Consider the following 18,337-nt stretch of genomic DNA (forward strand, 5'->3'; position numbering starts at 1 on the left):
AAGTGAATCGACGGATTGGAAGTTAGGGGTGGCTAGGATGGTTGCAGAAAAGGAACGAGTGTTAATGGATTTACAAGATGTATTTGAATATGCGTTTGACGAAATTTTTGTGACTGACGAAAAGGGAATCGTTGTACGTGTAAATAGTACATGTGAAAGGCACTATCAATTGGCTGCTAAAGAGTTAGTAGGTAAACATGTAAAAGAATTGCAGAAGGATGGTATCTTTTATCCATCGGCAACGTTAGAAGTAATTGAAAAAAAGAGACCGATTGAACTCGTTCAAACGACAAAATCAGGAGAGTATTTACACGTTCGTACAAGGCCTGTTTTTGATGAAGAGGGCAATTTAAGAAGGGTGATCAGTTACTCTCGTGATCTTACAGAACTCTATCAATTACGTCAAAAGGTAGAAGAAATGGATAATCAGTTAAAAACATATAAAAAAGAATTAAGAGAAACATATGAACATGAAGGACTTATTTTTAAAAGTATCGCTATGCAAAAAATAGTCGAGACAATTAAGAAAGTATCCGTGGTAGATAGTACTGTTCTCGTTTTAGGTGAGACAGGAGTAGGAAAGAGTCGATTGGTGCGTCATTTACATGAAGTGAGTAACCGGAAGAATGAAAGTTTCTATGAAATTAACTGTGCGGCATTGCCAACGAATTTAATTGAATCAGAGCTTTTTGGATACTCAGGCGGATCTTTTACAGGTGCGAATCGTGAAGGGAAAAAGGGGCTATTAGAATCAGCGCATAAAGGAACTCTTTTCTTAGATGAAATTGGTGAAATGCCGCTTGAAATTCAAGCGAAGCTTTTGCAAGTGTTGCAAGAAAAAACGTTTCGCCCTATAGGCGGAAGAGAATTAAAAAAGGTGGACGTTAGAATTGTAGCGGCAACAAATAGAGATTTAAGTATGATGGTGAAACAAGGAACATTTCGGAAAGATTTATATTATCGTCTGAATGTCATTCCCATTGTAATCCCGCCACTACGGGAAAGAACAGAAGACATTTTGCCACTTATTTATCATTATTTACAACACTTTAACGAGAAATATGGTCGGAATGTAAAATTAGCGCCTAGCACATTGCAAATGTTTGTTGGTTACCCGTGGGAAGGAAATAATAGAGAAATTGAAAATGTGATTGAGCGAATTGTTATAACTGCTGATGATATCGTTACGATAGAGGATTTGCCAATAGCGATGCAAGAATCAACAGTTGAACAGTCTGGTCAAAGTCTCTATAAAATGTTAGAAGAAGTAGAACGGAATATTATTTTGAAAGCATATAAAACATATGGATCGAGTTATAAAGTAGCGGAGTTTTTAAAAATAAGTCAATCTGCTGCCACGAGGAAAATAAAGAAACTTATAGAGGAGGAAGAGAACATTGGATAAAAAAGCGACGTTTGTAAATGTAGAGAAAAAGGCGATGTATATAAATGGTGAGTGGATTACATTGCAAGAACAAATCGAAGTAAATAATCCAGCAACGAAGGAAATATTTGCGACTGTACCAAAGGGTGGGGTAACTGAGGCAAAGCAAGCCGTTGATGCTGCACATGAAGCTTTTAAATCATGGTCTAAGTTAACAGCGGCAGACCGTGCAGTGAAATTAAAAAAATGGTTTACACTTATCGATGAAAATAAAGAAGAGATTGCAGCGATTATGACGAGAGAACAAGGAAAGCCGTTTGCAGAAGCGCTTGGTGAAGTGAATTATGCAAATAGTTTTGTCGAATGGTATGCAGAAGAAGGAAAACGCGTGTATGGTGAAATGATTCCTGCTTCTCATCCAAATAAACGTATTTTAGTTATGAAGCAACCAGTCGGAGTTATGGCAGCTATTACGCCTTGGAACTTCCCTGCTGCTATGATTACGAGAAAGGTAGCTCCGGCGCTTGCAGCAGGCTGTACAGCGGTTGTAAAACCTGCAAGTCAAACGCCGTTAACTGCGTTGAAATTAGCTGAATTAGCTCATGAAGCGGACATTCCTAAAGGTGTAATAAACATTGTAACAGGTAGTGCAAAAGCAATTGCTGATACGTGGATGGAAGATGGACGTGTTCGAAAAGTTTCCTTTACAGGATCAACGGAAATTGGGAAAGAGTTAATGGCCAGTGCTGCACAAACGATGAAAAAAGTTTCACTAGAGTTAGGTGGTCACGCACCGTTTATTGTTATGAATGATGCAGACTTAGATAAAGCAGTAGAGGCAGTAATCGGTTCGAAATTCCGTAACGCAGGACAAACGTGTATATGTACAAACCGAGTATTTGTTCAGGAAGAAGTTTACGAAGTATTCGCAGAGAAGTTTCAAAAGGCAGTAGGGCAGTTGAAAGTAGGAGACGGTTTCGGTGACGGAACGACTGTAGGACCACTTATTGACGAGAATGCAGTTTCGAAAGTACAGGAACATATTGAAGATGCTATTCAAAAAGGTGGAACAGTTTTATATGGTGGTCAAAAGGTTGCAGAGCTAGACGGACACTTTATGCAACCAACTGTAATTGGATTGGCGAATGATACGATGCTTTGTATGAATGAAGAAACATTTGGACCAGTTGCACCTGTTGCGAAATTTAAAACGGTTGAAGAAGTAATTGAACGTGCAAACAATACGCCATACGGTTTAGCAGCGTACATTTTCACGAAAGATATTAGTCAAGCATTCCAAATTAGCGAAGCGTTAGAGTACGGTATTATCGGTCTAAACGACGGTCTTCCATCAGTTGCACAAGCACCATTCGGTGGATTTAAAGAAAGTGGTATCGGTCGTGAAGGAGGCCATTTCGGCATCGAGGAATATTTAGAAATTAAATATATTTCATTGGGACTATAAGTAGTATACTAGAATCTCTATAAGTTAACAGAGAAGGAGATTCTAGTATGGTATATTGGCTATTATTACTTGTTACAATTATTTTTGAAGTAGCTGGAACAATTGCGATGAAACTATCAAATGGTTTAACAAAGCTTGTTCCGAGTGTACTGATTTTCGTGTTTTATGGAATTTGTTTCAGCGTGTTCGCCATCGTTGTGAAAAAGATCCATTTAAGTATTGCTTATGCTATTTGGTCTGGCGTTGGAACATTGCTTATTACAATCATTAGTGTGTACTTTTTTAAAGAGCATATTAGTTTATTTCAAGCATTTTGTATTCTTTTTATTGTTTTGGGTGTCATTGGGCTTAAGGTTTCATCTGCATCATAAAAGGCTATCTTCCAGTGCGGAAGATAGCCTTTTGCTTTTGTTAAAACGCCCAATTACCTTTACGGAAGATTGGCTCATGTCTGCCATCAGCAGTAATGCCGTCGATATCAAGCTCAGCTGATCCAATCATGAAATCTTCGTGTGTAATACTAGCGTTTGCGCCATTTTCAGCAAGTTCTTCTTTAGACATCGTTTTTCCGCCAACTAAGTTAAATGCATAAGCATTTCCGATTGCAAGGTGGCAAGATGCGTTTTCATCAAATAGCGTGTTGTAGAATAAAATATTTGTGTTTGAAATTGGTGAATCATGAGGTACTAAAGCTACTTCTCCTAAGAAGTGAGAACCTTCATCTGTTTCTACTAAATGTTTTAAAGCTTCTTCTCCAACTTCAGCTTTATAATCTACGATACGTCCGTTTTCAAATGTTAACGTGAAGTTATCGATAATGTTACCTGCAAATGCTAACGGTTTTGTACTAGATACTTGGCCGTTTACACCTGTTTTAAGTGGCATTGTAAACACTTCTTCAGTTGGAATGTTCGCCATAAATGGTACGTTCTTTTCATTTAAGCTACCAGCACCAGCCCATACATGTTTTTCTGGAAGTTCGATCGTTAAATCTGTTCCAGGACCTGTATAGTGAAGAGCTTTATAATGCTTTTCGTTTAAGTAATCAACTTTTGTATGTAATGTTTTATCGTGTTCTTTCCATGCTTCCACAGGATTTTCTAAATCAGCACGAGTCGCTTTGAAAATAGCATCCCATAGTTTTGCTTCTTGTTCTTCTGGTGCAACGTCAGGGAATACTTTCGCAGCCCATTCTTTCGTAGGAACAGAAATGACACACCAGCTTACTTTATCAGCTTGTACGTAATCACGGTATACTTTCATTGCTTCACCAGCTACTTTATGAGCTGTTGCGATACGCGTTGGTTCTACACCTTTTAATAAATCAGGGTTTTCTGCATAAATAGACATAAATGCAGCGCCTTCTTTTGCTAATTCTTCACGAGCGTGTGCTTTCCAAGATGGGAACTCAGCGAATGCTTCTTCAGGAGCTAGATCAAACTTTAAGCGTGTTAACGTCTCATCATTCCAATCCACATATACGTGTTTTGCACCAGATTTATATGCTTTTTCTGTAACGAGGCGTACAAATTGTACAGCTTCAAGAGGTGCGCTAATTGATAATGTTTGTCCTGGTTGAATATTAACACCAACATTGACTGCAAGGGCAGCATATTTCTCTAACGTTTGTTCAAATGACATATGTATAATCTCCTTTAATTTGAAAGATTTCTTACTATATATAATACAAGAAAATTCAAAAAATATATATAAATATAGCGTAAAAAGAGAGCTCAAAATATATTGAGCCCTCATCGTTATTGAATCGAAGAAGCAAACTGTTCTACGGTCGTCGTATGGTGTATGCGAACACGCTTCATTTTTAACAATTCATCGGGTTCACCTTTTGTAATGAATTTTCCGGGTTTTGTTGTCGTCGCAAATTGATAATATTTCTTCGTTTCTGCAACGACTTTATCATCTACATGACCGAATGGATAAGCAACTGCGATAACGGGCTTACCTGTTATTTTTTCTAACTTTTCTTTTGATCCTTTTAATTCCTCTTCATAGTTTGTAATTTTCGGTAAGTCTGCATGCGTCGCTGTATGAGATTGCACTGAGAAAATGCCGGAATCGACCATTTCTTTTATTTCAGAAGTAGACAGTGATCCTTCTACATCAACGTTATCAACAATCATATATTCTGTTGCCGCCGGTTTAAATGTATCGTCTTTTAGCTTTTGTAAAACATGGAATGCATTCATATTATTTTTCATACCGTCATCAAATGTAACAAAGATAGGTTTATTTACTTTATTAATATCACCCCAACGTTCAAAAGTTAGTAATGTATAGCCGTTGTCTTTTAAATATTTCATTTGGGCTTCAAAGTTAGCAGGTGATACGAATAAGTCTTTAATGCCTTGTCCGTGATAATCATCGATTGCATGGTACATAAGAACGGGAACTTTTTGCTCGAAAGTAATAGCAGATTTTGTGAGTGGAATGGTTTTCCCATCTTCTTTTATACCTATTGCTTCAATTTGAAACTCACCGCGTTTTCCTTCAAATTCTTTTATATCAAAAGGAAGTGTAAACTGTTTCTCCTTTTCTTTAGAAGAAAAAGATTTAGTGTGTTCCCTTCCATCAGCAGTACGCCAAATTTTATATTGTACTTCAGTTAAAGCATCTTTTATATCTGTCATATGAATGGTAGTATTTGTAGCTTCGTGTGTAATGGGCTGATAAGAAATTTTACCTTGTTCTTGCACAGTATCTGCTTGTTTCTTAGTTTCTTGAACCTTTTTCTCTTTTTTAGGTTCCTGGTTTACATTGCTAGTATTACAACCTGCTAGAATGGCAGAGGTGCATAAAGCGATTGCAACATATTTTCTCATAAAATCACCTTCTATTGTGTATTATGTTACATATTTATATTTAAAATCCCCACCGCTGTAAGAGAGGTGGGGACATACCCTTGTTCATCATAGCATTTGAAGAAGATGTATGGAATGAGAAAAGTAACAATAGATAAAAAAAACACCTTACTTCAACGAGTAAGGTGATTTTTTATTAAATAAACAATCCAGCGATTGTCGCAGATAAAATAGAAGCAAGTGTTGATGCAAATAGCATTTTCCAACCAAATTTCGATACGACGCTTCCTTGTTTCTCAGAAAGAGCACGAATTGTACCAACAATCGCACCAATTTGGCTAATACTTGCGAAGCTAATTAAGAATACTGTAACGATTCCAACTGTACGTGGAGATAATGTTGCTGCAACACCTTTTAAATCAAGGATTGCTACAAACTCGTTTAATACAATCTTCGTACCCATAATTCCGCCAGCTGGGATAATATCTTGAGCTGGAATCCCCATTAAGAATGCGAATGGAGCAAGTACGTAACCGAAGATTTGTTGTAACGTAACAGCATGTCCCATTGCCCCTGAAGCTGCACTAATTACGTAGTTTACAACTTCCATCACACCGATGAAGGCGATCATTAATGCTGCAACGATACCAGCTACTTTTAAACCATCAAGCGCGCCGTTAATCATCGCACCGATAAAGCTGTCTCCGAATAGCGTTCTATCAAATTTTTGAATCACTTCGTCTTCTTTTTTCGTATCAACTGGTGTTAATAACGAACAAACGATTAAGCTTGAGAATAAGTTTAGCGGAAGAGCTGCTAGTACGTATTTTGCATCTAACATCATTACGTATGATGCTGTAACAGAAGCAGAAACTGAGCTCATTGCAGAACAACAAATGATAAACATACGGTTTTTATTGAAATGTTGTAAATCATTTTTAATAACGATTAACGCTTCACTTGAACCGAAGAATACAGAGTTTACCGCATGGAACGATTCAACGCGTGGTAAACCAGTAATTTTTGAAATCGCACCGCCGACAACGCGAACGATGAATGGTAACACACCTAAATAACTAAAGATAGAAAGTAGTGCTGAGAAGAATACGATAATTAATAGTACGTTTAAGAAAAAGACAAAGTCTCTTTGAATTCCATTAAAGAGAAAATCAACACCTGTCGTACCAAGTTTAATTAGTTTGTTGAAAACTTTACCAATGAAAATAATGATTTGTTGACCAATCTTTGTGCCAAACATAAACCAACCGATTAAAATTTGAAAACCAATCATAATAGCAATTGCACGGAAGTTGATTTTACTTTTGTTGTTTGACAAAGCAAAACATAAACCTAAAACGACAAGAATACCGATAATGCTCATTACATATTGCATGTAGTTGCCCCTTTCAGAAGTTCGTATAAAGTTTGTACATAAAACGCTCGTTGTATTACTAAAAATAAAACAAAGAGGTTTTATGTCATACGTAAGATGTCTGACCTTTTAGAAAAATGGAAATAAAAAAAGACCCATATGGATTCACTTTCATCTATGAGAGAAAGCTAATCAATATGAGTCCTTTTTGCACATGGTCTAATATTCATTAGTTTTCCCCATAGTCCAGCAATTTAAGGTTGCCGGGTAGAAACTCTCGATCCATATTATCGAGTATATATGAGGTAACATCGTCCGTATTAAATTAGTAGTAGCGTAACATTAACAGAGAACTATCGTCAATAGCTTTTTTTCTTCCAATAGAAATAGACCATATAAGTATGATAAAATGTAACGCAGTGTTATGAAAAAGAGAGGTCGGAAAATGAGTACAAAAATGACGCCACCAGTTGAAAAAAACGAGTTTATAGATGTAGTATTTGAAGATTTAACACATGATGGTGCCGGTGTTGCGAAAGTAAAAGGCTATCCTATTTTCGTTAAGAACGGATTACCAGGTGAAGAAGCGCAAATTAAAATTATTAAAGTGAAGAAAAACTTCGCATTCGGTCGTTTAATGAAGCTTCATACAGAGAGCCCATATCGTAAAGATGCCGAATGCCCAGTGTACAATCAGTGCGGCGGTTGTCAGCTTCAGCATTTAACATATGAAGGACAATTACAAGCGAAAGAAAAACAAGTACGCGACGTTATGCAGCGCATCGGAGGACTAAGCGATGTTCCTGTTCACCCTGTACTCGGCATGAAGAATCCGTGGGTATACCGTAATAAAGCACAAGTACCAATTGGAGAACGTGAAGGCGGACTTGTAGCTGGTTTCTATCGTCAAGGAACGCATGACATTATTAATATGGAATCATGTTTAATTCAAGCAGAAGAAAACGATACATTGATTCAAGAAGTAAAACGTATTTGTGAAAAACACGGTATTTCGGCGTACAACGAAGAGCGTAACAAAGGAACACTTCGTCACGTAATGGCTCGTTACGGACAAGTAACAGGGGAGATTATGCTTGTCTTCATTACTCGTACAGCAGAACTGCCAAACAAAAAAGCAATCATTGAAGAAATTGCTACGAAATTCCCAGAAGTAAAATCAATTGTTCAAAACGTAAACCCGAAACGTACAAATGTAATCTTCGGAGACAAAACGACAGTACTGTACGGATCAGAATATATTTATGACTTTATCGGCGATATTAAATTTGCGATTTCAGCACGTTCATTCTACCAAGTAAACCCAGAACAAACGAAAGTGTTATACGATAAAACGTTAGAATATGCAAAATTAGATGGCAATGAAACAGTAATTGATGCCTATTGTGGAATTGGATCAATCTCTTTATTCCTAGCACAAAAAGCGAAAAAAGTGTACGGTGTTGAAATCGTCCCAGAAGCGATCGAAGACGCAAAGCGTAACGCAGCACTAAACAACATGACAAACGCTGAATTTGGCGTAGGAGAAGCAGAAGTAGTTATTCCAAAATGGTATAAAGAAGGCGTAATCGCTGACACAATGGTCGTAGATCCACCGCGTAAAGGTTGTGATGAGGCACTACTTAACACAATCATCGACATGAAACCAAAACGCGTCGTATACGTATCATGTAACCCAGCAACATTAGCACGTGACTTAAAAGTACTAGAAGAAGGTGGATATAAGACGCAGGAAGTACAACCTGTTGATATGTTCCCGCATACGACTCATGTGGAGTGTGTAGCTTGGATGAAGTTGGTATAATAGGAAAGCAGTTGATATAGGAAAAACTATACCATCTGCTTTTTGGTTTATTGAGAGTTTGAAATTGTATTCATAGTGAGAGGATTTGAATTTGAAATGATAGATAATTTTTGGCGTGATTTACCACGACCATTTTTCGTACTTGCACCAATGGAAGATGTGACAGACGTTGTTTTCCGTCACGTAGTAAGTGAAGCTGGTCGTCCGGACGTATTCTTCACAGAGTTTACAAACTCAGATAGCTATTGTCATCCAGAAGGTATGAAAAGCGTACGTGGTCGTTTAATTTTTACAGAAGATGAACAGCCAATGGTGGCACATATTTGGGGAGATAATCCTGAATATTTCCGTCAAATGAGTATTGGTATGGCAGAGTTAGGATTTAAAGGCATTGATATTAATATGGGCTGTCCTGTACCGAACGTAGCATCAAGAGGAAAAGGTAGTGGCCTTATTCTACGTCCAGACGTTGCGGCAGAACTTATTCAAGCTGCAAAAGCAGGCGGATTGCCTGTCAGCGTAAAAACACGACTTGGCTTTAAAGAGTTAAGTGAGTGGGAAGATTGGTTAACGCATATTTTCAAACAAGATATTGCAAACCTTTCTATTCACTTACGTACAAGAGAAGAGATGAGCCAAGTAGATGCACACTGGGAGCTAATTCCGGAGATTAAAAAATTACGTGATCGTATTGCACCAAATACGCTCCTAACGATAAACGGAGACATTCCTGACCGTAAAACTGGGCTGGAACTTGCTGAAAAATACGGTATTGATGGTGTTATGATTGGACGAGGCATCTTTAAAAATCCATTTGCCTTTGAAAAAGAACCAAGAGAGCATAGTAGTAAAGAACATCTAGATCTTTTAAGACTACAGCTCGATCTTCAAGATCAATATGCAGAAGTATTACCACGCTCTATCACAGGACTACATCGCTTCTTCAAAATTTATGTAAAAGGCTTCCCTGGAGCTGCTGAATTGAGAAATCAGTTGATGAGTACGAAGTCGACGGATGAAGTGCGTACATTGCTTAATCAGTTTGAGGCGAGTGTTAGTGAGACACAGGGGAGTGAAACTGTGTAACTTTTGAAAGTTAGAAGGGATGGAGTGTAGCAATTTTATCCCGCATTAACGAGCAGTAAGACCCCCACCTCAAAATTCAGCGGAAGCAAAGAAGTTAGGTGGGGGTCGGACTGCCCATAAAAGCCTGATTGGTTCAACTAATAATAAGTGGGGGATGAACAAAACCCCCACTTATTAAATAAAGTTTCACTTTATTACGCCTATAATTGGAGGCTATGTAAATGTTAAGTGATCAGACGAGATATTCTAGGCTCGCAAATATAACAAAAATAATAAATACAAAATTAGAACTACGTGAAGTATTGCAGCGTGTAACAATGGCGATATCAGAGGAGATTGTTAGGTGTGACGCTGTTGGAATTTATTTACCTGAAGAAGATGGAACATTTAGAGGGTTTGCGGGAAAACCAGAGACCATAAATGGCGTAACGCTCGATACGCAGGTAATTGATCCTGAAATAGACTTACTGGCAAAAGAAGTTATTGAAACTAAAAAAACGATCTATATTCCTGATACCTCAAAGGATCATCGACCGGATCCGAGACCAGTCGATGCGTTCAAAATTAAGTCTTTATTAGCTCTGCCTATCTCATTTGGGCAAGAGTTATTTGGTCTTGTTTTTTTATTTGATTATGGAGTTCCAATGAACTTAACAGATTCAGAAATTCAAAGTGTTGAAGCTTATGTAAATATGGCGGCGGTCGCCATTCAAAACGCAAAAAATTTAACCCAAAAAGAAAATCTTATTGCCGAGAAGCAGCTGTTACTAAATGTTACCCGTGATTTATCAGTGTGTTCCTCGGTACAGGAGATTTTTGATAAATGTTTTTTTTACTTAGGACAGATTTTAGAGAGTAAAAACATGGCTGCCCACCTTTTAGACCGGCTAGATAAAACAACGATTAAAACAACGAAATTAAGCGCGGACTGTGATTGGGCAGAAACTGACTGGATGGAGAAAACCTATGAAGCCAAGCTTCGAAAGGTTATTCAAACAAAAAATATAGATAGTAAGGGCCTACTGATGCTGCCATTAGTTTCGATGGGAGAAGTATTAGGGGTAATCGTCGTTGGTAAAGGGGCAAAAGCTCATAATTACGATGCTTCCCGAATTCAACTGGCAAAATCTATCGTTGATGCTACAGCTCCTACGTTTTCAAACTTGTTATATATGGATCAACTTGAAAGTATGGTGGAAGAAAGAACGAGAGAACTAGCTGTTGCTAATGAAAAAGTTACAAGTGTGATTGAAAGTATTACGGATGGATTCTTGACTTTGAATAATAAATGGGAATTTACGTACGTAAATAAGCATCAACATTTCCCGCAAAGAAAAACAGCAAAAGATGTATTAGGTAAGAATATATGGGAGGTCTTCCCAAGTAGCATCGATACAGTTATATATAAGGAGCTTCATCGTGTAATGTCAGAGCGAAATACAGTTCATTTCGAATTTCTTTCTACCTCTGATGAATATTGGTATGAAGTCATTGCATATCCGTATGATGATGGCATTTGTTGTATTTGTAAAAATATAACGGAAAAAAAGCAATATGAGCAGGAATTGAAAAGGTTATCCAACATAGAGTTAATAGGGCAAATGGCAGCAGGTATTAGCCACGAGATTAGAAATCCAATGACAACAGTACGAGGATTTTTGCAGTTATTAAAAGAAGAGAACAACTATGAGAAACATAATAACTACTTTAATTTAATGGTTGAAGAACTTGATCGTGCCAATTCTATTATTACTGAATTTCTCTCAATAGGTAATACAAAGAAATCAGATTTGCAGATGTTAGATTTAAACTCAATTATCCGTGATATTATTCCTTTAATAAAGATTGATACGCATAATCAAAATAAATATATTCAAGTCGATACAAATGACGTTCCAGAATTACTCTTAAATCGTAATGAGATAAGGCAATTATTAATGAACCTATACCGTAATGGCTTAGAAGCGATGAGTACAGGGAAAACTCTAACCATTAGCACCTATAAAGAAGGGCAAAAATGTGTGGTGCTTGCAGTGCGGGATGAAGGGAATGGTATCAGGCCTGAAGTATTAGAGAAACTGGGGACTCCATTTTACACAACCAAAGATAATGGAACTGGATTGGGATTAGGCGTATGTTATGCCATTGCTGCCCGTCATAATGCAAAAATAGAAATTCAAACAGGATCCGAAGGCACTACCTTTTTTGTTAAATTTGATTATTGAAATAATAAAAAATAATTAAATTGAGATTAGTTACGGTAAACTGTATTACAAATAAAAAGTTAAAAATAATCAACATTTCAGGAGGGAAAATAATGGCAATGAGCAATAACGATATATTAAAAAGAGTAAGATATGCTTTAGATATAAAAGATATAGATATGGTAGAAATTTTTAAACTTGGCGGAATGGAAGTAACGAAAGAAGACGTAGTTGATATGCTTACAAAAATAAAGAGAGCGCCTCAGCACGAACCTGAAAACCCTGATGTGGAAGAAGATGAGTACGTAAAAACATGCGATATGATGATGTTAGAGGCATTTTTAAATGGATTTATTACTTTAAAAAGAGGAAAGCAAGATCCGAAACCAGGACAACCGGCACCTGTACAAAGCAAAGAGAGTGCGAATAATCTTCTTCTAAAGAAAATGAAAATCGCACTTTCATTAACGAGTGAAGATGTACTTGATATACTAGATAGCGTAGGCGTTACGGTGACTAAGGGAGAACTAGGCGCTCTATTAAGAAAAAAAGGCCATAAAAATTACAAAGAGTGCGGCGATAGATACGCAAGGAATTTCATTAAGGGATTAGCTGTAAAGTATAGAGGATAATGAGTCCGTCAAAGCAGCAAATGGTATAATAGGTAGAGTAGGACGTTCGTATCCTACTCTTTTTATATGTAAAATAATACGTTAGGTGATGAAATGGTACATACTTATTTAGGTGAGACAATTAATTTTCATATAACTTATAAGAAGAAAAAATCAGTGCGTCTTTTTGTAGATTCTTACGGAAATGTAGAAGTACAAGCTCCCAAAGGGACACCTGTTGAATATTTAGTCCAGTTGCTAGAGGAGAAGTGGGATTGGATTCAGACAACCTGTAAGGAAATGGAGGAGCGAGCGCGTGGACCACAGGAAAAGGATTATGATCAAGGAGAAGGCTTTTTGTATTTAGGAAATACGTATCCGATACAAATTTCTCAAGATACAAATATTACGCAAGACAATGCAGTGTTTAAAGGAGATAAGCTACATATTTATGTGAAAGATCTTAAAGATGAGAAAATACAGCAAGCTTTAAAACGATTTTATTATAAGCAGTGTAAAACTTTAGTAGAGAAGAGTATTAAAGCGCATCAAAGTAATTTCAAAACAAAACCACGTTCTATTCGTATTACAGATAGTAGTCGTACTTGGGGTACTTGCGATGCAAATTTACAGCTAACATTCAATTGGAAGTTAGCGATGGCACCACAGCGGGTAATTGATTATGTAGTCGTTCATGAAATGTGTCATATGGTTCATTTAAATCATGATCGATCTTTCTGGCGTCTTGTCGGGAAGATCATGCCTGATTATAAGGAAATGGAGAATTGGTTAGCGTTATCTAGTTGGAAGATGACGGTTTAGTGATGCACTTATTGTCAATCTTTGTCGGTAAGTCGATATATTTCAAAAATCGCTGATATATTTAGAGTTGCGGTCGATATGTTCAAGGAAGAGAAAGCAAAAGGAGATGTTACAGCAGCCATCTCCTTTTTTCTGGTGTAGCAATTATCTCCCAAACTTCACAACAAAATCTTCATTCACCTTCTCCATTTCATACCCACGATACCCTTCCAAAAGCAACGCCTGTTGTCCACCAGCATTGTTCATTGGAATGCTCTTAATATCGGTCCAATCCCTTTCATTGTCCCCACTCAATTCCTTCACAAAAACATACCGCATACTACCACCATACTTCTCCTTTAGTGCAGCAATCTCCATCCCTTGTGAGAACTTATCTTTTAAACTTGGAATGTTAAAAGGTGCAACAGTGCAGCACACATAATCATATTTGCCGTTTTCTTTTTGTAATTCGTCCATGATGACTGTCGCTAATATTTTTTGCATCCCATTTCCGCGGCAGTTCGGATGAACGTTTGAGATTTCTTGATAGATGACGCGGTGTAGTTCACTTTCTGGTAAGCCGATATCAAGTCCTAAATGTTCATCGTCGATAGGAGGGACGAGTAGGGCGCGAAATGCGATGAGTTCGTTTTTGATAAAAGCACCGATCATCATGCCATTTCCTTCTAGAATGTATTGAAATTCTTCTAACGATAGTGGTTGTAAGCGACTTTTATCCTCAAGCGTCTCAACTACAACGTTTTGTAGTGATAAGATTTGTTCGATGTTCTCTAGTGTGAGTAATGTAACGTGAAATTGCTCATTATTTTGTTTTAATCTGCCTTCGTATAGAACTGTCATGCGTTAGTCCTCCTTTAGCGTACAACGTCTTGAAAGACGGTAAGTTCTTGCAGGATATCCTCATTTATTTCAATGCCGAGTCCTGGCTTTTCGTTTAAGCGAATAAATGGTACGTCGTAATGTAAGTTTCCGATGTCTTTCGTGAACTTTAATGGACCTGTTAGCTCGACGCTCGTAATGATTTTTTTCGAGAAAGCGACATGGAATCCTGCGGAAGAGGCAACGGATGATTCGACCATAGATCCAACTTGGCATTCAATGCCTGCCATTTCAGCTTGATGAGCGAGTTTTACAGCGGGATATATGCCACCGCATTTCATTAGTTTTATGTTTACTTTATCAGCAGCGTCTAATTTAATAATTTGGCGCATTTCACGAGAGCTCTTTAATCCTTCATCAATCATAAGTGGAAGGTCTGTTTTAGAACGAATGTGAGCCATTGCGTCAATATCGTCTGCGATGACAGGCTGTTCAATCCAATCGATGTTTACATGTCCTAATGAACGAAGTGCCATTAATGTGTTTGCGCTATTTTTCCAACCTTGGTTTACATCAACGCGAATCGCGATGTCATTTCCTACACGCTCTCGTACAGCTTCAATACGTTTTACATCTTCCTTTACATTTGTACCGACTTTCATTTTGAAAGATTGGTAACTTTTCTGAATCATAGAGGCAGCTTCTTCGGCCATTTCTTCTGGGTCTGCGATGCTTAAAACGTGAGTAACAGGGAACTCATCATGGTAGCGCCCACCAATTAGTTGATATACAGGCTGATTTAATTTTTTACCCATTATATCAAAGCAAGCAATATCAATTGCGGCTTTCGCTGTTGGAACACCGTAAATTGTATTGTCCATCATATCGTGTATTTTTTCGATATTCATTGGATTTTGGCCGATAAGGGCAGGAGCTAGTGTATGCTTTAAAGTATGAAAAGTACTTTCCCATGATTCGCCTGTAACGTGATCATCAGCGACGCCTTCACCGTACCCGATAATGCCCTCATCTGTTTCCATTTTGACGATAATAGAAGGCATATCAGAATAAGAACCATAACTAATAACAAACGGATCGCGAAGCGGTAAACGAATTGCATAAAGGTGAATAGCTGTAATTTTCATTGAATAAAGACCCCTTCCTGTTTACAATGGTTTTGTACATTTGATATAGTTGACGTTAAATAGTCGTTAATTAATGATAAGGAGTTAGAGAAATGATGATAAAAATTGCAGTTGTCGGTTCAAAAGAGTTTATGGAGACACTTTTACCTATTGCTCATAAAATAGAAGAAATAGAAATTGATCCATATATTTACCTTCATCCGGCAGAATCTTCTGAACTATTAAAGCGTTTAAAGCCTTGTGATTTCATCTTTTTCTCAGGTGCTTTACCTTATTATATGGCAAAAGAAATAAGAGAACAATTACGAATTCCGAGTACGTACTTACAGCAAGACGAGACAACCATCGCATCTTCCATTCTTTCTGTCATGTATCACCAAGGTATTCAACCACATCAAATCTCAATTGATTTAGTAGACCGCTCATTTATTGTAAATGTGCTCGAGGATATCGGTATAAAAGAAAGTCCACAAGTGTTTGATTATGAAAATATGCTGTGGAGTAAAGATGAAATAAATAGAGTTATTGATTTTCATGTAGCTAAATATCAATCTGGAGAAGCTCATTTAGCTTTAACTAGTATTCATGCTGTCTATGATGAACTTCAAAAAATAGGTATTCCTTCAGAACGTATGATAGATCCAAAGCAATCTATTATACATGGGTTAAAAGATGCAAAAATAAAAGCTGAGTTAGCAAGAAGCCATTCAGCTACTGTTGGTGCTTGTATTATTTCTTCTTTAGAATTACGAGATGTTTTGCTTGAGCAATTAAATGTCATTTCAAAAGAACTACGTGGTTCATTTAAAACAATTGATGAAATGACGTTCATTTTGTATACAACTCGTGGTGATATTGAATCCATTATAAAAACAAATATGATAAATAATTTATTTGCGAGTATAGAAGGAACGATAGCTATTGGATTTGGTTACGGAAAAACTGTGAAAGAAGCGGAGCAAAATGCTAAAATCGCCCAAGGTTTCGCGAAGAATAATCCAATAGACCACTGTTTTTATATACTAACAAGTGATAAAGAACTATTTGGTCCGTTCCCGAAAGAACAGAGAGTACAAAGTTTGAAGAACGACAACCCGGAACTAATGAAAATAGCGAAGGAAACGAAACTTAGCCCAGCAAATTTATCAAAGATTATTCAATTTAGTCAATCACATCCGTCATTGAAGTTTACAGCAGCAGATCTTTCTGAATACTTACAAGTGACTCGACGATCAACTGAAAGGTTATTAAAGAAACTAGTTGATTATGGGTATGTTCATATTTGCGGCGAGGAAATGCCTTATCAACAAGGGCGTCCTCGCGCAATATACGAACTGAATTTACCGTTATCTTTAAGCTTCTAATTGAGCTTTTTGTTTTTTTAGTAGTTCCGCTTTTTCAATGTCAGATAGTTTCGTAATTGTGAGACCAGTTATACCGTAAATAATCGAGATAATAGGTACGATGAAATTCAATATAGCATAAGGAGCATATTCGAAAGCACCTACGCCGAGTGTTGCGAGTATAAATACACCGCATGTATTCCAAGGTACAAAAACAGAAGTTAATGTTCCGCCATCTTCTAATGCTCTGGATAAATTTTTAGAATGTAGTCCTTTTTCTGTGTATGCATTCGCGTACATTCTTGAAGGAACAACAATCGAGATATATTGTTCAGAGCAAGTAAGGTTTGTTGCAAAGCAAGATGCGATAGTTGAAGCGATAAGTCCTTTTGCTGATGTCGCTAATTTTAAAATTTGATTTACAATGGAGCGAAGAATACCTGTATGTTCTAATACTCCTCCGAAAGTCATAGCGACAATTGTCATAGAGACGGTATTCATCATAGAGCTTAAACCACCACGATTAAATAGCTCGTCTACTAGCTTGTTGCCAGTGTCTATGACAAATCCACTTTGGAGTGCAGCAACAGCTGATGAGACAGAACCACCTTGAATAAAGACTTGTGATAAAAATCCTAAAATAATACCTACGAGAATAGCTGGTATAGCAGGAACTTTTTTAGCGACCAATACCATAACGACTACAGGTATGATTAGTAGGAAAGGCGAGATAACAAAGTTTTGCTGCAATACTTGTAACGTTTGCTCGATACTTTTTGCATCAATATTGTTAGCGCCGAAGCTTCTTCCTAAGAACGCATAAACGATAAGAGTAATAATTAAACCTGGAATTGTAGTAAATAACATATGACGAATATGTGTGAATAAATCTGTATTTGTTAATCCTGCGGCTAAGTTTGTTGTGTCTGAAAGCGGTGACATTTTATCGCCGAAATAAGAACCGGAAATGATAGCACCGGCAACCATTGGAGCTGGGATTCCCATACTAAGGCCAATGCCCATTCCTGCAACACCAATTGTTCCCATTGTAGACCAAGAGCTACCAATAGCTAATGCAACAATAGAACAAATAATTGTAATGGAAACTAAAAATAGTGATGGAGTTAATAGATTTAAACCGTAATAAATCATTGTTGCGACAATTCCACCACCAATCCAAGCACCGATCGTTAAACCTACTAGGATAATGATAACGATAGCGGGTAATGCGAGGCGAATTCCTTTATACATTGCTTCTTCAATGTCGTTCCATTTGTAACCGTAACGCCAAGCGACGATGGAAGCAACGGTTGTACCGATAATAAGTGGGACGTGAGGGCTTTGTTTTAATACAACAATTGTAACCATCATAACTGCAACTGTAATGATAATAGGGATCATGGCTACACCAAAAGGTATTTCTTTTTTCATAAAGGTCCTCCTTG

The 18,337-nt window shown here is 37.3% G+C and carries 15 protein-coding genes and 1 riboswitch; of the genes, 9 read left to right on the forward strand and 6 right to left on the reverse strand.

From position 1 onward, the window contains the following. The first annotated feature begins 37 nt into the window (after nt 1-37). From MKY00_RS01890 to MKY00_RS01900, 3 genes are read left to right on the forward strand one after another with little or no spacing between them, the layout of a single operon-like run. Nucleotides 38-1,405, forward strand: coding sequence for a sigma-54 interaction domain-containing protein (locus tag MKY00_RS01890; RefSeq protein ID WP_000225163.1), 1,368 nt, complete (start codon nt 38-40; stop codon nt 1,403-1,405). Further along, a complete protein-coding gene (gene gabD, locus MKY00_RS01895; RefSeq protein WP_000358112.1) occupies nt 1,398-2,849 on the forward strand; it encodes an NADP-dependent succinate-semialdehyde dehydrogenase in 1,452 nt (483 codons plus the stop codon). The genes MKY00_RS01890 and gabD overlap by 8 nt, the downstream gene beginning before the upstream one ends. Nucleotides 2,850-2,896: 47 nt before the next feature. After that, the gene (locus tag MKY00_RS01900) at nt 2,897-3,220 is read left to right on the forward strand and encodes a DMT family transporter (RefSeq protein ID WP_000263262.1); all 324 of its coding nucleotides are present in this window, start codon (nt 2,897-2,899) and stop codon (nt 3,218-3,220) included. A gap of 40 nt (nt 3,221-3,260) precedes the next feature. Here MKY00_RS01900 and MKY00_RS01905 read toward each other — a convergent pair whose 3' ends face one another. From MKY00_RS01905 to MKY00_RS01915, 3 genes are all read right to left on the reverse strand, one after another. Then, nucleotides 3,261-4,490 (reverse strand): aminopeptidase, encoded by a 1,230-nt coding sequence (locus MKY00_RS01905; protein WP_000007360.1) that lies wholly within the window; start codon nt 4,488-4,490, stop codon nt 3,261-3,263. A gap of 116 nt (nt 4,491-4,606) precedes the next feature. Then, a complete protein-coding gene (locus MKY00_RS01910; protein WP_016716325.1) occupies nt 4,607-5,689 on the reverse strand; it encodes a polysaccharide deacetylase family protein in 1,083 nt (360 codons plus the stop codon). A gap of 175 nt (nt 5,690-5,864) precedes the next feature. Next, complete coding sequence (locus MKY00_RS01915) at nt 5,865-7,061, reverse strand: NupC/NupG family nucleoside CNT transporter (protein WP_001200497.1); 1,197 nt, start codon at nt 7,059-7,061, stop codon at nt 5,865-5,867. 201 nt (nt 7,062-7,262) lie between these two features. Beyond that, nucleotides 7,263-7,364: riboswitch (purine riboswitch) on the reverse strand. Nucleotides 7,365-7,485: 121 nt separating this feature from the next. Here MKY00_RS01915 and rlmD point away from each other — a divergent pair. The 5 genes from rlmD to MKY00_RS01940 all read left to right on the forward strand — a co-directional run bounded on the left by rlmD (nt 7,486) and on the right by MKY00_RS01940 (nt 13,585). Next, entirely contained in the window at nt 7,486-8,862 is a 1,377-nt protein-coding gene (gene rlmD / locus MKY00_RS01920) for a 23S rRNA (uracil(1939)-C(5))-methyltransferase RlmD (protein WP_016716326.1), read from the forward strand. A 96-nt stretch (nt 8,863-8,958) separates the two neighbouring features. Then, entirely contained in the window at nt 8,959-9,948 is a 990-nt protein-coding gene (locus MKY00_RS01925) for a tRNA dihydrouridine synthase (protein WP_000566692.1), read from the forward strand. 221 nt (nt 9,949-10,169) lie between these two features. Next, complete coding sequence (locus MKY00_RS01930; RefSeq protein WP_029141038.1) at nt 10,170-12,173, forward strand: GAF domain-containing sensor histidine kinase; 2,004 nt, start codon at nt 10,170-10,172, stop codon at nt 12,171-12,173. Between the two features lie 92 nt (nt 12,174-12,265). After that, nucleotides 12,266-12,784 (forward strand): YehS family protein, encoded by a 519-nt coding sequence (locus tag MKY00_RS01935; protein ID WP_001251709.1) that lies wholly within the window; start codon nt 12,266-12,268, stop codon nt 12,782-12,784. Between the two features lie 93 nt (nt 12,785-12,877). Further along, nucleotides 12,878-13,585, forward strand: coding sequence for a M48 family metallopeptidase (locus tag MKY00_RS01940; protein ID WP_016716327.1), 708 nt, complete (start codon nt 12,878-12,880; stop codon nt 13,583-13,585). 144 nt (nt 13,586-13,729) lie between these two features. Here the strand turns inward: MKY00_RS01940 and MKY00_RS01945 are convergent, their stop codons facing one another. Together MKY00_RS01945 and MKY00_RS01950 are read right to left on the reverse strand one after the other, a co-directional pair. Further along, nucleotides 13,730-14,425: a hypothetical protein gene (locus MKY00_RS01945; RefSeq protein WP_016716328.1), complete on the reverse strand. Its 696-nt coding sequence runs from the start codon at nt 14,423-14,425 to the stop codon at nt 13,730-13,732. Nucleotides 14,426-14,439: 14 nt separating this feature from the next. Beyond that, entirely contained in the window at nt 14,440-15,549 is a 1,110-nt protein-coding gene (locus MKY00_RS01950; RefSeq protein ID WP_016716329.1) for a mandelate racemase/muconate lactonizing enzyme family protein, read from the reverse strand. Between the two features lie 92 nt (nt 15,550-15,641). Here MKY00_RS01950 and MKY00_RS01955 point away from each other — a divergent pair, with 92 nt between their 5' ends. Next, the gene (locus MKY00_RS01955) at nt 15,642-16,913 is read left to right on the forward strand and encodes a hypothetical protein (protein ID WP_000972831.1); all 1,272 of its coding nucleotides are present in this window, start codon (nt 15,642-15,644) and stop codon (nt 16,911-16,913) included. On the opposite strand, the gene nhaC is transcribed toward MKY00_RS01955, so the two are convergent. Next, entirely contained in the window at nt 16,902-18,323 is a 1,422-nt protein-coding gene (gene nhaC, locus MKY00_RS01960; protein ID WP_000711544.1) for a Na+/H+ antiporter NhaC, read from the reverse strand. The genes MKY00_RS01955 and nhaC overlap by 12 nt on opposite strands. Nucleotides 18,324-18,337: the final 14 nt, after the last annotated feature.

The organism is Bacillus sp. FSL R9-9834, from assembly GCF_038006905.1.
Lineage (GTDB): Bacteria > Bacillota > Bacilli > Bacillales > Bacillaceae_G > Bacillus_A > Bacillus_A pacificus.

Bases quoted from the DNA above. Each gene is read 5' to 3' on its own strand.
- MKY00_RS01890 (WP_000225163.1), top strand. From the start codon at position 38: ATGGTTGCAGAAAAGGAACGAGTGTTAATGGATTTACAAGATGTATTT.
- MKY00_RS01900 (WP_000263262.1), top strand. From the start codon at position 2,897: ATGGTATATTGGCTATTATTACTTGTTACAATTATTTTTGAAGTAGCT.
- MKY00_RS01905 (WP_000007360.1), bottom strand. From the start codon at position 4,490: ATGTCATTTGAACAAACGTTAGAGAAATATGCTGCCCTTGCAGTCAAT.
- MKY00_RS01910 (WP_016716325.1), bottom strand. From the start codon at position 5,689: ATGAGAAAATATGTTGCAATCGCTTTATGCACCTCTGCCATTCTAGCA.
- MKY00_RS01915 (WP_001200497.1), bottom strand. From the start codon at position 7,061: ATGCAATATGTAATGAGCATTATCGGTATTCTTGTCGTTTTAGGTTTA.
- rlmD (WP_016716326.1), top strand. From the start codon at position 7,486: ATGAGTACAAAAATGACGCCACCAGTTGAAAAAAACGAGTTTATAGAT.
- MKY00_RS01925 (WP_000566692.1), top strand. From the start codon at position 8,959: ATGATAGATAATTTTTGGCGTGATTTACCACGACCATTTTTCGTACTT.
- MKY00_RS01930 (WP_029141038.1), top strand. From the start codon at position 10,170: ATGTTAAGTGATCAGACGAGATATTCTAGGCTCGCAAATATAACAAAA.
- MKY00_RS01935 (WP_001251709.1), top strand. From the start codon at position 12,266: ATGGCAATGAGCAATAACGATATATTAAAAAGAGTAAGATATGCTTTA.
- MKY00_RS01940 (WP_016716327.1), top strand. From the start codon at position 12,878: ATGGTACATACTTATTTAGGTGAGACAATTAATTTTCATATAACTTAT.
- MKY00_RS01945 (WP_016716328.1), bottom strand. From the start codon at position 14,425: ATGACAGTTCTATACGAAGGCAGATTAAAACAAAATAATGAGCAATTT.
- MKY00_RS01950 (WP_016716329.1), bottom strand. From the start codon at position 15,549: ATGAAAATTACAGCTATTCACCTTTATGCAATTCGTTTACCGCTTCGC.
- MKY00_RS01955 (WP_000972831.1), top strand. From the start codon at position 15,642: ATGATGATAAAAATTGCAGTTGTCGGTTCAAAAGAGTTTATGGAGACA.
- nhaC (WP_000711544.1), bottom strand. From the start codon at position 18,323: ATGAAAAAAGAAATACCTTTTGGTGTAGCCATGATCCCTATTATCATT.